The sequence below is a fragment of the Mesorhizobium sp. Arg314 genome, from assembly GCF_053714275.1.
In genome coordinates, this window is the sequence record NZ_JBSKBP010000016.1 from 16,131 (window position 1) to 29,305 (window position 13,175).

General features: G+C 64.2%; 10 protein-coding genes. 6 read left to right on the forward strand and 4 right to left on the reverse strand.

Translation table 11 applies throughout. The annotated features are described in order from the left end of the window. Positions 1–267: 267 nt before the first annotated feature. The 4 genes from ACWGS9_RS18565 (at position 268) to ACWGS9_RS18580 (ending at position 5,662) form a co-directional block, all read left to right on the forward strand. Complete coding sequence (locus tag ACWGS9_RS18565; protein ID WP_454506622.1) at positions 268–3,648, forward strand: helicase-related protein; 3,381 nt, start codon at positions 268–270, stop codon at positions 3,646–3,648. 69 nt (positions 3,649–3,717) lie between these two features. Beyond that, positions 3,718–4,104 carry an RNA-binding S4 domain-containing protein gene (locus tag ACWGS9_RS18570; RefSeq protein ID WP_454506623.1) on the forward strand — a complete coding sequence of 129 codons (387 nt, stop codon included), beginning with the start codon at positions 3,718–3,720 and terminating at the stop codon, positions 4,102–4,104. Positions 4,105–4,366: 262 nt separating this feature from the next. Continuing rightward, on the forward strand, positions 4,367–4,705 hold the full coding sequence (gene fdxA, locus ACWGS9_RS18575; RefSeq protein WP_112101550.1) for a ferredoxin FdxA: 339 nt from the start codon (positions 4,367–4,369) through the stop codon (positions 4,703–4,705). A 375-nt stretch (positions 4,706–5,080) separates the two neighbouring features. After that, on the forward strand, positions 5,081–5,662 hold the full coding sequence (locus tag ACWGS9_RS18580; protein ID WP_095816705.1) for a CarD family transcriptional regulator: 582 nt from the start codon (positions 5,081–5,083) through the stop codon (positions 5,660–5,662). Positions 5,663–5,728: 66 nt separating this feature from the next. Here ACWGS9_RS18580 and ACWGS9_RS18585 read toward each other — a convergent pair whose 3' ends face one another. The 3 genes from ACWGS9_RS18585 to ACWGS9_RS18595 form a co-directional block, all read right to left on the reverse strand. Beyond that, positions 5,729–6,505, reverse strand: a complete 777-nt coding sequence (locus ACWGS9_RS18585) for an amino acid ABC transporter ATP-binding protein (protein WP_454506624.1) — start codon at positions 6,503–6,505, stop codon at positions 5,729–5,731. Then, complete coding sequence (locus tag ACWGS9_RS18590; RefSeq protein WP_320215558.1) at positions 6,502–7,182, reverse strand: amino acid ABC transporter permease; 681 nt, start codon at positions 7,180–7,182, stop codon at positions 6,502–6,504. Before ACWGS9_RS18590 ends, ACWGS9_RS18585 begins: the two co-directional genes overlap by 4 nt. 205 nt (positions 7,183–7,387) lie before the next feature. Continuing rightward, positions 7,388–8,161: an amino acid ABC transporter substrate-binding protein gene (locus ACWGS9_RS18595; protein WP_320311984.1), complete on the reverse strand. Its 774-nt coding sequence runs from the start codon at positions 8,159–8,161 to the stop codon at positions 7,388–7,390. A gap of 307 nt (positions 8,162–8,468) precedes the next feature. On the opposite strand from ACWGS9_RS18595, the gene ACWGS9_RS18600 reads away from it, so the two are divergent. Next, positions 8,469–9,332, forward strand: coding sequence for an RNA polymerase factor sigma-32 (locus ACWGS9_RS18600; protein WP_320215555.1), 864 nt, complete (start codon positions 8,469–8,471; stop codon positions 9,330–9,332). Between the two features lie 163 nt (positions 9,333–9,495). Then, positions 9,496–11,493, forward strand: coding sequence for a caspase family protein (locus tag ACWGS9_RS18605; RefSeq protein ID WP_454506625.1), 1,998 nt, complete (start codon positions 9,496–9,498; stop codon positions 11,491–11,493). Positions 11,494–11,585: 92 nt separating this feature from the next. Here ACWGS9_RS18605 and ACWGS9_RS18610 read toward each other — a convergent pair whose 3' ends face one another. Further along, positions 11,586–13,052: a M48 family metalloprotease gene (locus ACWGS9_RS18610; RefSeq protein WP_454506626.1), complete on the reverse strand. Its 1,467-nt coding sequence runs from the start codon at positions 13,050–13,052 to the stop codon at positions 11,586–11,588. Positions 13,053–13,175 lie beyond the last annotated feature (123 nt).

Here is a 13,175-nt window from a genome sequence, read left to right on the forward strand (position 1 = left end):
CTGGTGAGACTCATCGTCAGAAAATCCACATATAGCCGTGAACAAAACCTGAATCAGAGCGAGTCAGCGATTCGTCGCTGATTCGTTCCAGACTCGTTCCAGCCGTTAACAACAGCCGATTTGGACCGTCCCCGGCTGTCCTCGCTTGTCCCCAAAGGAACATTCCGCTTTCGCTTGGCGTACTAAATCCCTATGTGTCGGCTGTCACACGCGGCGGCGCCGCCGCGCCCCCGACCAAAAGCGGCAGAAACACTTATTTCCGAGCCGATGAATATCCAGCCGAAACACTCCCAGCCGCTGATCCTTTCGGGCCGCGACGTGACGGCCGTGCTAGGCCCCACCAACACCGGCAAGACCCATCTCGCCATCGAGCGCATGGTCGCGCATGAGACCGGCATCATCGGCCTGCCGCTGCGGCTGCTCGCCCGTGAGGTCTATGCCCGCGTCTGCGAGAAGGTGGGCGCCCACAAGGTGGCGCTGATCACCGGCGAGGAGAAGATCCAGCCTGCCGGCGCGAAATACTCGGTCTGCACCGTCGAAGCGATGCCGCGCGAAACCGACGCCGCCTTCGTCGCCATCGACGAGGTGCAGCTCGCCGGCGATCTCGAGCGCGGCCACATCTTCACCGACCGCATCCTGCATCTGCGCGGCAGGCAGGAGACGCTGCTTCTGGGCGCAGCCACCATGCATGGCATTCTGCAGAAGCTGCTGAAGGGCGTGTCGGTGGTGACGCGGCCGCGGCTTTCGCATCTCGCCTATGCCGGCTCGAAGAAGCTCACCCGGCTGCCGCGGCGCACGGCGATCGTCGCCTTCTCGGCTGACGAGGTCTATGCCATCGCCGAACTGATCCGCCGCCAGCAGGGCGGCGCCGCCGTCGTGCTCGGGGCGCTCTCGCCGCGCACCCGCAACGCGCAGGTGGAGATTTTCCAGTCCGGCGACGTCGACTATCTCATCGCCACCGACGCCATCGGCATGGGGCTGAACCTCGACCTCGATCATGTCGCCTTCGCCCAGAACCGCAAGTTCGATGGCTATCAGTATCGCAACCTGACCGCGGCCGAGCTCGGCCAGATCGCCGGCCGCGCCGGCCGGCATCTGCGCGACGGCACATTCGGCGTCACCGGCCAGGTCGATCCGTTCGACGAGGATCTGGTCAGGAAGATCGAGGCGCACGACTTCGACCCGGTGAAGGTGCTGCAGTGGCGCACCGCCGGTTTCGACTTTTCCAGCCTCGATGCGCTCAAGCGCTCGATCGAGACCAATGCGCCGGTCGAAGGGCTGACCCGAGCGCTGCCGGCTGTCGACGCGCAGGCGCTGGAGCATCTGTCGCGCGACGGCGATATCCGCGCCCTCGCCTCCGGCAAGGAGCGCGTCGCGCTGCTCTGGGAAGCCTGCGCCCTGCCGGACTACCGCAAGATCGCGCCGGCCCAGCATGCCGACCTTATCGCCTCGATCTATACGGACCTTGCCCGCCATGGCCATGTCGATGAGAATTACATGGCCGAGCAGGTGCGGCGCGCCGACACGACGGAGGGCGATATCGACACGCTCTCGCACCGGATCGCGCAGATCCGCACCTGGACTTTCGTCTCCAATCGCCCTGGCTGGCTGGCCGATCAGCTACACTGGCAGGAAAAGACGCGCGAAATCGAAGACAGATTGTCGGATGCGCTGCATGAGCGGTTGACGAAACGCTTTGTAGACCGCAGGACTTCCGTCCTCATGCGGCGCCTTAGAGAAAATACCATGCCTGAAGCCGAAATCAGCCCAACCGGAACCGTCCTCGTCGAAGGCCATCATGTCGGCGAGTTGCAGGGTTTCCGCTTCACCGCCGACCAAAGCGCCGGCGGCGAGGACGCCAAGGCGGTGCGCACCGCCGCCCAGAAGGCGCTTGCGGCCGAGTTCGAGGCGCGCGCCGAACGTTTTGCCGCGTGCGCCAACGGCGATCTGGCTTTGGGCTCCGACGGCGTCTTGCGCTGGATCGGCGCGCCGATCGGCACGCTGGTGGCCGGCGACGAGGCGCTGAAGCCGCGTCTGGTCCTGCTTGCCGACGAGCAGCTGACTGGCCCTGGCCGCGACAAGGTCGCGGCGCGCGCCGAGCGTTTCGTCAATTTCCAGATCGAGTCACTGTTGAAGCCGCTGGTCGATTTGAAGAATGCCGACCAGCTCACCGGCATCGCGCGCGGCATCGCCTTCCAGCTGGTCGAGCATTTCGGCCTGATCAATCGCCGCGACATCGCGGAGGAGATGAAGTCGCTCGACCAGGAAGGCCGCGCAGCACTGCGCCGCCTCGGCGTGCGCTTCGGCGCCTACCATGTCTTCGTGCCGGCGCTCATCAAGCCGGCGCCGGCCGGCCTGGTGACGCTGCTCTGGGCGTTGAAGAACGACGGCAAGGACAAGCCGGGCTTCGGCGATGTGGTGCACGCGCTGGCCTCCGGCCGCACCTCGGTGGTCATCGACCCGGCCTTCGACAAGACCTTCTACAAGCTCGCCGGCTATCGCAATCTCGGCCGCCGCGCCGTGCGCATCGATATCCTCGAGCGGCTTGCCGACCTCATCCGCCCGGCGACCAACTGGAAGCCCGGCCTCGGCCAGCGCCCTGACGGCGCCTATGACGGCCACGCCTTCATGGTGACGCCGCCGATGATGTCGATCCTCGGCGCCACCGCCGACGACATGGAAGAGATCCTGAAAGGCCTCGGCTACCGCTCCGAGGCAAAGCCGGCCGCCGAAGTGAAGGCGAAACTCGAAGCGCAGGACAACGCTGCCCGCGAAGCGGCCGCAGCGAAGCTCGCGGCAGAAGAGGCAGCCCGCGCCGCGCAGGCGGCGGAAGCTGCGGCAACGGACGCGTTCGCAGTGGCACCTGTCGAGGGTTCGGAGCCGGCTGCCGCTGTAGAGACCGCCGCCGAAGCTCCGGCCGAGGCCGCGGAAGTAGCCCACCCTGCAGAGGATACTGCGGTGCTTGAGTCGGCCGAACCCGCCGAAGTGCCCATCTCCCCCTCGACGGGGGGGGTCGCGGCGCGAAGCGAGGCGGGTGAGGGTGACGGCGCCGACGATGCACAGAACACCGATACCGGTGGCGCGCCCCCCGCCGCGGCGCTGCGCGCCGACCCTCCCCACGAGGGGGAGGGTGAAGCCGACGCGTCCGCAGCCGAACCGGAGGAACCTAAACCGGTCCTCCTGTGGCGCCAGGCGCGTTTCGACCATCAGCGTCCGCGCCACCGCCACGACAACCGTCGTGACAGTCGCCCGCGCGGTGGCCAGCCCTCACGCGACGGCCAGCCGGGTGCCGCAACCAGCCCGCCCGGCGATCGCCCGGCCAATGAAGGCCGCCGCGAGCAGCGCGACGGCGCCGGCAAGCCGCGCTTCGACCGCTCGAAGTTCAAGCCGAGGCCGGAGACGGGCGACCGGCGCGAGGGCGGTGAACGGCGCGAGGGCAGGCCGCAAGGTGAACGCCCGGATCGCCACGAGGGGGGCCGCCGCGAGGGCCGGTCCGACTGGAAGGGCAACAGGCAGGACGGCAACGGCAACGCTCCGGGCGGCAAGCCGGCCTTCCAGGGCAAGCCGCGCGAAGAACGCCCGCAGCGCTTCGATCCGGATTCGCCCTTCGCCAAGCTCGCCGCCTTGCGCGACCAGCTGAAGAAATAGGCTAGAGCATGATCCCGAAAAGTGGGAACCGGTTTTCGAATAAGATCATGCTCCAACAAAGCTAGCCCGATGGTTGGAGAAGGCCGCCAACGCATCGACAAATGGCTGTTCTTCTCGCGCGCGCTGAAGTCGCGGTCCCTGGCGGCAAAAGTCGTCGTCGCTGGACGCGTCCGCATCAATCGCGACAAAGCAGCGCAGGCCTCGGATTTGGTGAAGCCCGGCGACGTGCTGACCATCACGCTCGAGGGCCGTATCCTGGTCTGGAAAGTGCTGAATTGCGGCACGCGGCGCGGCCCGGCCGACGAGGCGCGCCTGCTTTACGAGGACATGTCGCCGGCACCGACACCCAAAGGCGAGGCTGTCCCGGATGCCATTCCGGCCTTGCGCGAGGCCGGCAGCGGCCGCCCGACCAAACGCGAGCGCCGGCAGACCGACAGGCTGCTTGGCGACGACTGAGACATAGCCGGATCCCGGCGCGGCCAGTGCAATTCCAGGAAAAGTGCGCAGCGGTTAGGTTCGGCGACTTCGCCGTAGCCTTCAGTCCGGAATTGCGTAAAGATGAGGAGGCCGGCGATTTTATGAATTGCTGAGCCGCTCCAAGGTGGGAACTCCATTCCGCCACACCGGCTTAGGTAGCAAGCCCTGCCCTTGCAAGCGGCGGGCAAAGGCGTTACCTCAGCCAAAAAGCCCAACAAAATGGGACGTTCCGGAGCCTGCAATGACCTATGTCGTGACCGACAATTGCATCAAATGCAAATACATGGACTGCATAGAGGTCTGTCCGGTCGACTGTTTCTACGAGGGCGAGAACATGCTCGTCATCCATCCCGACGAGTGCATCGACTGCGGCGTGTGCGAGCCCGAATGCCCGGCCGACGCGATCAAGCCGGACACCGAGGGCGGCCTCGACAAATGGTTGCAGGTCAACTCCGAATACGCCGAGAAATGGCCCAATATCACCGCCAAGAAAGAGCCGCCGGCGGACGCCAAGACCTTCGACGGCGAGACCGGAAAGTTCGAGAAATATTTCTCGGCGGAGCCCGGCGAAGGCGATTGATGTGGGCGCTGCCAACGCCGGCATGACGCGGCGTAACGGGGTCGATACAAATACTGTCTTGACAGGCAGCGGCCTCGTTTGGCGTCAGCGAACGCAGCAAAACCTTGATTCTTCCGACTTTTTGTGTTACATCAGCCAAACATGCCGGTGACACAACGTCGATTTATGGCGCTAACGCCCCAAATCACTGAAAGGTGAGCTTCTCAAACCCGAACCAGAGCGATCTGGGACAGGCAGCAGCATTCGTGCGCTTTGCTGGTCTCGGCTTTTTCCGGTGGGTTCGCCTGTTGTGCGGCTAATGATCGGCTATCGCCGGTCACACGAGTTCAGCCGGCGCCGCCATGCCGGCGCTACAACCAAGGAGTTCAGGGCGTAATGGCAACGATCACCCCGCAGAAGAAGTCCACCGCGGCCCGCCACGGGTTCAAGACCGGCGAGTTCATCGTCTACCCGGCGCATGGCGTCGGCCAGATCGTGGCGATCGACGAGCAGGAAGTTGCAGGTCACAAGCTGGAACTGTTCGTCATCGATTTCCAGAAGGACAAGATGCGTCTGAAAGTGCCGGTCGCCAAGGCTACCTCGATCGGCATGCGCAAGCTGTCGGAAGAGGACTATGTCGACCGCGCGCTGAAGGTCGTGCAGGGCCGCGCCCGCATCAAGCGCACCATGTGGTCGCGCCGCGCGCAGGAATATGATGCCAAGATCAATTCCGGCGACCTGATCTCCATCTCGGAAGTGGTGCGCGACCTCTATCGCGCCGACAACCAGCCGGAGCAGTCCTATTCCGAGCGTCAGTTGTATGAAGCCGCGCTCGACCGCATGGCCCGCGAGATCGCCGCGGTGAACCGCATGTCGGAAACCGAGGCGGTGCGCCTCATCGAGGTCAACCTCAACAAGGGTCCGAAGCGCGGCGCCAAGGCCGACAACGAAGAGTCCGAACAGGAAGAAGCCGCCTGAGCTTTTTCGCTTTTCAGCACGAAAAACCCGGCTTCGCGCCGGGTTTTTTGTTTTTGGTAGCCAACTCTACGCCCCGCTGCCGGCTTCCTTCTGTGCCTCCTCCTGCCGCAGCGACGCAATGAAGCGCTTGGTACGCTCGCGCTCGGGGTTGTCGAACACGACCGAAGCCGGACCTTTCTCGACGATCGCGCCGGCATCGAGGAAGACGACCTCCTGCGCGATCTTGGAGGCGAGCCGCAGATCATGCGTGGCCATCACCATGGTCGTGCCCTCGCGGGCAAGCTGCCCAAGCACGTCGACCACTTCCTGCGCCAGTTCCGGATCGAGCGCCGAGGTCGGCTCGTCGCAGAGCAGCACGCGCGGCGACGGCGCCAGCGCCCTGGCGATCGCCACGCGCTGCTGCTGACCGCCCGACAGCGTCGACGGCCAGGCATCGGCCTTGTGCGCCATGCCGACCTTTTCGAGCAGCGCCATCGCCCGCTCGCGCGCCCTTGGCTCAGGCCATTTCAGCACCGTCACCAGCCCTTCCATGACATTCTCGATCGCCGTGCGATGCGGGAAGAGCTGGAAATTCTGGAACACCATGCCGGTCTGCAGGCGTATGCGCTGGATTTCCTTGGCCGGCACCTTGCCGCCCGGATGGAACGCAATCGTCTCGTCGCCGATGCGCAAGCTGCCGGAAGTCGGAATCTCCAAGAGGTTGATGCAACGCAGCAGTGTGCTTTTTCCCCCGCCCGATGGGCCGACCAGCGCCGTCACGCTGCCTTCGTCCAGGCTGACGGTGACGCCCTTCAGCACCAGATTGTCGCCGAAGCGCTTTTCGATGGCGGTGAGGCCGATCATGCGTTGGCCTCCAGGAATCCGCCATAGCGGTTGAGCCGCACCTCCAGCCGCGCCTGCAGCGCCGACAGCACCGAGCTCAATGCCAGATAGAGCGCCGCCGCCTCGACATAGAGGATCAGCGGCTCATAGGTGGTGGCGACGATGCGCTGCGCGGCCTGGAACATCTCGGGCACCGTGATCGCGGCCGCCAGCGACGTGTCCTTGACCAGCGAGATGAATGTGTTGGAAAGCGGCGGCACCGCGACGCGGCCGGCTTGCGGAAGGATCGTGCGCCGCATCGCCTGGCTCCAGGTCATGCCGATCGAATAGGAGGCCTCCCATTGGCCCTTCGGCACCGAGCCGATGACGGCGCGGATGATCTCCGACGTATAGGCGCCGATGTTGAGCGTGAAGCCGATCAGCGCCGCGGGAAAGGCATTGAGCAGGATGCCGACCGAAGGCAGGCCGTAGAAGATCAGGAACAACTGAACGAGCAGCGGCGTGCCGCGAAAAATCCAGACATAGAAGCGCACCAGCGCGACCAGCGGCTTCGGACCGAACAGCCGGATCAGCGCCGTCACCAGTCCGGCGATCAGCCCAAGCGCGAAGGACAAGAGCGTCAGCGGTACGGTGAAGATCAGCGCCGCCCACAACAGCGTCGGCAACGATTCCAGCATCAATTGCAGCCAGTGCGGCACGGAGCGCTTCTCCTTTCCAGATACGGCGGCACCTTCCCCCGTACGGAGTGACTATCAAGCAAAAATCGGCGGGCCGTCAAAGACGGCCCCAATGAATGTCACGCAAGAAATGCGGGCCGTCGTTGACGGCCCCGATGAATGTCACGCAAGAAATGGCGGGCCGTCGTTGACGGCCCGCCGGTATGCGAACAAAGAGAACGGTGGCTTACTTGGAAACGTCCTGGCCGAAATAAGTGTCTGCGATCTTCTTGTAGGTGCCGTCGGCCTTGATGTCGGCCAGCGCCTTGTTGATGGCCGCGACAAGTTCCGGATCGCCCTTGCGCACGATGACGCCGGAATAGTCGGCGTTCTCTTCCTGCGCGGCGATCTTCACATTGGCGTCGGGCTTGTGCTTCTTGAAGTCGAGGAAGGACAGGCTGTCGTTGATGGTGGCATCGGCGCGGCCGGTGAGCAGAAGCTGGATCGACTGGTCGAAGCCGTCGGTGCCGACCAGTTCGGCGCCATTGGTTTCGGCGAGCTTGCCGAAATTCGAGGTCAGCGACTGCGCCGACTTCTTGCCCTTGAGGTCGGCGAAGGTCTTGATGTCGGTGTTGTCGCCGCGCACGATCAGCACGGCCTTCGAGGCGATGTAGGGATCGGAGAAATCATACTTCGCCTTGCGCGCATCGGTGATGCCGACCTCGTTGATGACGGCGTCGTAGCGGTTGGCGTCGAGGCCGGCGATCAGGCCGTCCCACTTGCCTTCGAGGAACTCGACCTTGACGCCGAGCTTGTCGCCGATGGCTTTGGCGATCTCGACATCGAACCCGACCAGGGCGTTGGATTCGTCGTGATAAGTGAAGGGCGCGTAGGTGCCTTCCGTGCCGACCTTGAGTACGCCGGCCTGCTTGATCTGGTCGAGATTGGCACCGGCATGGCCGGCGGTGACCGCCAGAACCTGCAGCGTTCCGGCGACAAGGAGCGATTTAAGCCATTTCATTTTTCTGTGATCCCGTTTTGACCGGTGCCCCGGTTCGATTGTGAGAGCCGGAAACTGACAGATAGAAGGTTGCGAAATAAGGAACCAGATTTCAAAAATCGGCTCTGCCAGAAATCTGATGCTCAAAATCACCCGGTAATCCGCCAGGCGGCTTTCCGGGCCCGATAACAAAATGTTCCCGCTGGCAACATTTGCCCCCTCGGGCGGCGGAACCATCCATGCGCCTGACACGTTGCATGGCTGTTGTAGGGCACGGCGGCGCCTTTTCAACCGCCGCCATCGCAATCACCGCCAAAAGGGAGCCGGCATGATCGAGGACGCGGCAGGACGGACACTGGTCCGCGCGGCAATGAGGGCTCCCTATCTCGAGCGCGACGAGGAGCATGTCCTTGCCCTGCGCTGGAAGGAGGAGAACGACCAGCACGCGCTGCACAGGATCACCGTCGCCCATATGCGCCTGGTCATCTCAATGGCTTCGAAATTCCGCCACTACGGCCTGCCGCTCGGCGACTTGATCCAGGAGGGCCATGTCGGCCTGCTCGAGGCGGCGGCCCGTTTCGAGCCCGCGCGCGAAGTGCGCTTCTCTACCTACGCCACCTGGTGGATCCGCGCCTCGATGCAGGATTATATCCTGCGCAACTGGTCGATCGTGCGCGGCGGCACCAGTTCGGCGCAGAAGGCGCTGTTCTTCAATCTCAGGCGTTTGCGCGCCCGCCTCGCCAACGGCGCCGAGCCCATCTCCAATGCCTCGCTCTACCACGAGGTCTCCGTGGCGCTCGGCGTGCCGGAAGCCGACGTAGCGATGATGGATTCGCGCCTGTCCTCTCCCGACAGCTCGCTCAACGCACCTTTGGCCGACGAGAACGGTGCCGCCGAGCGGATGGATTTCCTGGTCTCCGAAGACCCGCTTCCCGACGAGATCGTCGGCGAAAGGATCGATGTCCAGCGCCGCGCCGTCTGGCTGAGGAGCGCGCTCAGCGCGCTCAACGCCCGCGAGCTCCGGATCATCGAGGAGCGCCGGCTGAGCGATGACGGCGCCACGCTGGAATCGCTTGGCGAGCAGCTCGGCATCTCCAAGGAGCGTGTCCGCCAGATCGAAGCCCGCGCCATGGAAAAACTGAAGCTGGCGCTGGTGAAGCAGAACCCTGAATTTCTCGCGGAAGCCGCCTGATACAGCGCTCGAATTCGATTTTAAGAAATTAGTAAATAAGAAAATATCGCTATCGCGGCAATTTTCCTTCATCCATACTTACGGATTGTGAGGTCTTTAACAGACCATTGCATCGCAATTGGCCTTCTTGAAGCCTCCAGATCATACGGATGGGGGATTTGCCATGCTGCGATGCTGCGTGTTCCTTGCGGCCCTGGTTCTCATGGCCTTTACGACGATGGACGCCCGGGCGGATCGAAGGGTCGCCCTCGTCATCGGCAATTCGGAATACCGCGAAATCCCGGCTCTCAAAAACCCAGACAAGGACGCCGAGGATGTGTCGAAGACATTCCGGCTGGCCGGCTTCGAGGTGTTCACCGGGAAGGATCTGACCAGGCTTCAGTTCGAGGAGCAGTTCCGCAACTATCTCGCGGCAGCAGACGGGGCCGACCTGGCGGTCGTTTATTATTCGGGTCACGGCTTTCAGATCGGCGGTGAGAATTTCCTGATCCCGGTCGATGCGTCGCTGAAAGACCCGGCCGACATGGAAGTTCAGGCGATCAAGGTCGACGACGTTCTGCAGCAGTTGCGCTCGAAATCGAAGATCCAGGTGATCATCCTCGATGCCTGCCGCAACAATCCTTTCCCGCGCAAGGACTATTGGCTGCGCGATCAATTGATCGTCGCCAGCGGCACCGGTCTTGCGCAAGTGACGGGCTCGCAGAATACGCTGATCGCCTTCGCCACCGAGCCCGGCGCCGTCGCCTATGACGGCAGCGGCGGCCTCAGCCCGTTTTCGTCCGCCTTCTCCCGCCGCGCGCTGGCGCCAAACCAGGAGATCCGCTCGGTCATGGCGGCCGTGCGCCGCGATGTGGTCAAGGCGACCAACGGCAAGCAGGTGCCGTGGGAAAACTCCTCGCTGCTTGACGACGTGGTGCTGATGCGCGGTGCGAACACCGAGGCTCGGCAAGTCATCGCCTCGCCCGACGGACAGCGGCAACAGGGGTTGACCGAACGCGGAATCCGCATCGCCACCGCCGCCAAGGCGATCGACGACCGCGACATCAGCGTCCCGGTCGGCGTCGGCCCGGTTCCGCTGAAACTTGGTCTCCCGGCCAGCGATGCCTCGATCATCCTCAAGCTGGCGAACTACCCGGCAACCGGGACGCTGTCGCTGCCGGATCGCGTCCTGTCGCCGCAATCGGACCTGATGGCCGCTGAAGTCAATGATTTGCGCTACGAACCGCAGATCGGCTCGGCGGCTCCCGTCGAAATCGGCTTTCAAATCGGCGGCGGCGGCACGTCCAAGCGAGCGACGATGAAGCTGTCGCCAAGCGTCGATCCCTGCGACCAGGCCGCCGGCGAGCCGCTCGACCTGCAAGGCGTTGTCCCCGGCCGGTTGCCGAATGAGATTGGCGGCGGGGCGGTGGAGGCTTGCGCGGCGGCGGTTGACACCTATCCCGACGTCGCCCGTTTCCGTTACGAGCTAGGGCGGGCATTGCTCGCGGCCGGCAAGGTCGACGAGGCAAGGCAGGCCATTCAAGATGCTGCCGACAAGGGACATGCCCGTGCGATCTTCCAACTCGGCTACATCGCCTCGTCCGGCCTAGGGACGGCCATGGATACGACGAAAGCGAACGGCTTCTATTCCAAGGCGTCCGACAAGGGAGATCCCTACGCGATGGCCGCCTGGGGACGCGCCTTGTTCAATGGCATCGGCGTCCAGCGAGACACCGGCAAGGGGCTTGACCTGCTGCTCCAGGCTGCGGCGATGGGGCATGTCAATGCCATGACCGATCTCGCCCTGATCTTCAAGGAAGGTCGCAATAGCGTGCCCGCCGATCCGGCCAGAGCCCTGGCTTTTCTCAAGGCCGGCATCGAGCGGCAGGACGTCTATTCGATGAGCATTCTCGGTCTTGCCCGGCGCAGCACCCAGACGGTCGCGGTGTGCAAGCCGAAGATCGTCCGAAAAATAGTTACGAAGATAAAGGTAGTCCGCATACCCACGCCAACGGTCGTCGGGACACCGGTCAAGCCGATACAGAACGATACCGGACCGGCGCCTTGGCGCGGCACTGGCGGCGATCATCCCGAGCCCACAGGCGGCAGCGGCAACGCCGGCAGCACCAGCTCTGACACCGGCAGCACCGGCGGTTTCTCCAGCGTCAGCACCGGGTTCTGACGAACAGCAGCAGCAATGGCGTGCGCGGGGTCAACCGGATAGACGGCGTCGACCCGATTTCTGGCGGAGCCGCCTGAATGCGGACGCCGGCCCTATCTATCGGTGACGATCTTGACCTTGTCGCCGGCCGACACCGTCGCGCCGGGCGACATGGCGTTGAGCACCCGGAAAAGATCGAGCTTGCGGTCGACGCCGACCATTTGCGCGGCGAGCGAGCCCATGGTCTGGCCGGCCTGAACGGTGACGACGCGGATATGCAGCGGCTTCAACGCGGCCTTCTCGGCCGGGCTGAGCACACGGAAGGACGCACTGACCGACCGCGCGACCGGGTCCAGCGCGGTGCTTGCTGAGGGCGCGGCCGTCAGCAGCCTGTAGACCTGTCCACCGGCGCGGATCACCGCGATGTCGAACTGCCAGCCTTGCGCGCTGGCATGCGCCATCGCCGCCTCGTTGCCGTTGATCGTGTCCTGGCGCACGCTGGCGTCTTCGAGACCGGCCACCCAGCCGCTGCGGATGTAATCCGTGAGCGACACGGACTTGTTGATAGCCACGCCGTCGAAACGGATGGCGATGTCGCCCGGCCCGGTCGCGGTGACGGCGGCAGCCGTATTGTCGATGACGAAACCGTTCGGCACCGTGAAGGAGACACCTAGATTGGGGTGCATGAAGGTCTGGCCGCGCACATAGCCTTCTTCCGGCGTGTCGCCGTAAAGCAGGCCGTCAATGCCGGCTAGGAAGGGGTCGCGGTCGCGCGTGCCGAAGCCGGGCGGGCCGAAATTGCGCGCGAGGCGCTGCGCCAGCTCGATGCGCTGCGGCGTGTTCGGGTGCGTCGCCAGGAAGTCGAGGCTGGCGTCGGTGGCGCCGCTGACCGAGCGGAAATCGGTATAGGCCGACATCGACTGCAGGAAGCGGCCGGCGGCATAGGGATCATAGCCCGCCTCGCCGATCGACTTGATGCCGATGGCGTCGGCCTGCAGTTCCTGGTTGCGCGAGAATTGCGCGAGCCTCAGCTTGCCACGGATGAGTGCCGCCTTGGCGGTTGGACTGTCGCCGAGCACGTCGGAAACCACCTTGGTCGCCAGGCCTTCCTCGGCCTCGAGCTGCTGCCGCTGCAGCCCATGATTGGCGGTGACGTGGCCCATCTCATGCGCGATGACGGCGGCAAGCTCGGAGGAATCGTTAGCCAGCGCCAGCAGGCCTCGCGTCACGTAGAGATAACCGCCCGGCAGCGCGAAGGCGTTGACGTTGGGCGAATTGAGGATGGTGATGCGATAGGTCTGGGTCGGATTGGCCGACACCACCGTCAGGTTGCCGACGACCTTGGCCACCATGCGCTCGAGCTTGGGGTCGGAATACTCGCCGCCATAGGTGGCCAGGATGCGCGGATGCTGCGCCTTCGCCATTTCGGCGAGCTTGGCGTTGGCGACGACATTGTCGACGGTGATCGGCTTGTCGGAAGGCTGGAAGCCGCTCTCCTGCACATCCGGCGGCGTGAACATCTGGCAGCTCGCCAGCACGGCAACGCTCGCCAGCGCGAAAAATCGTGCCAGCGGCCTCATCCACACCTTCTCAGCGCCGGTCGACAGATCGGCTTCCTTTCGAAATCTTTCGGCAAATCACGTCCCCCCCGGAACCAGCATGGCCGGACCTAGCCACACTCCCCCGGACAAGGCAAGCAAACG

Bases quoted from the DNA above. Each gene is read 5' to 3' on its own strand.
- ACWGS9_RS18570 (WP_454506623.1), top strand. From the start codon at position 3,718: ATGGTTGGAGAAGGCCGCCAACGCATCGACAAATGGCTGTTCTTCTCG.
- ACWGS9_RS18565 (WP_454506622.1), top strand. From the start codon at position 268: ATGAATATCCAGCCGAAACACTCCCAGCCGCTGATCCTTTCGGGCCGC.
- ACWGS9_RS18605 (WP_454506625.1), top strand. From the start codon at position 9,496: ATGCTGCGATGCTGCGTGTTCCTTGCGGCCCTGGTTCTCATGGCCTTT.
- ACWGS9_RS18610 (WP_454506626.1), bottom strand. From the start codon at position 13,052: ATGAGGCCGCTGGCACGATTTTTCGCGCTGGCGAGCGTTGCCGTGCTG.
- ACWGS9_RS18585 (WP_454506624.1), bottom strand. From the start codon at position 6,505: ATGATCGGCCTCACCGCCATCGAAAAGCGCTTCGGCGACAATCTGGTG.
- ACWGS9_RS18595 (WP_320311984.1), bottom strand. From the start codon at position 8,161: ATGAAATGGCTTAAATCGCTCCTTGTCGCCGGAACGCTGCAGGTTCTG.
- ACWGS9_RS18600 (WP_320215555.1), top strand. From the start codon at position 8,469: ATGATCGAGGACGCGGCAGGACGGACACTGGTCCGCGCGGCAATGAGG.
- fdxA (WP_112101550.1), top strand. From the start codon at position 4,367: ATGACCTATGTCGTGACCGACAATTGCATCAAATGCAAATACATGGAC.
- ACWGS9_RS18580 (WP_095816705.1), top strand. From the start codon at position 5,081: ATGGCAACGATCACCCCGCAGAAGAAGTCCACCGCGGCCCGCCACGGG.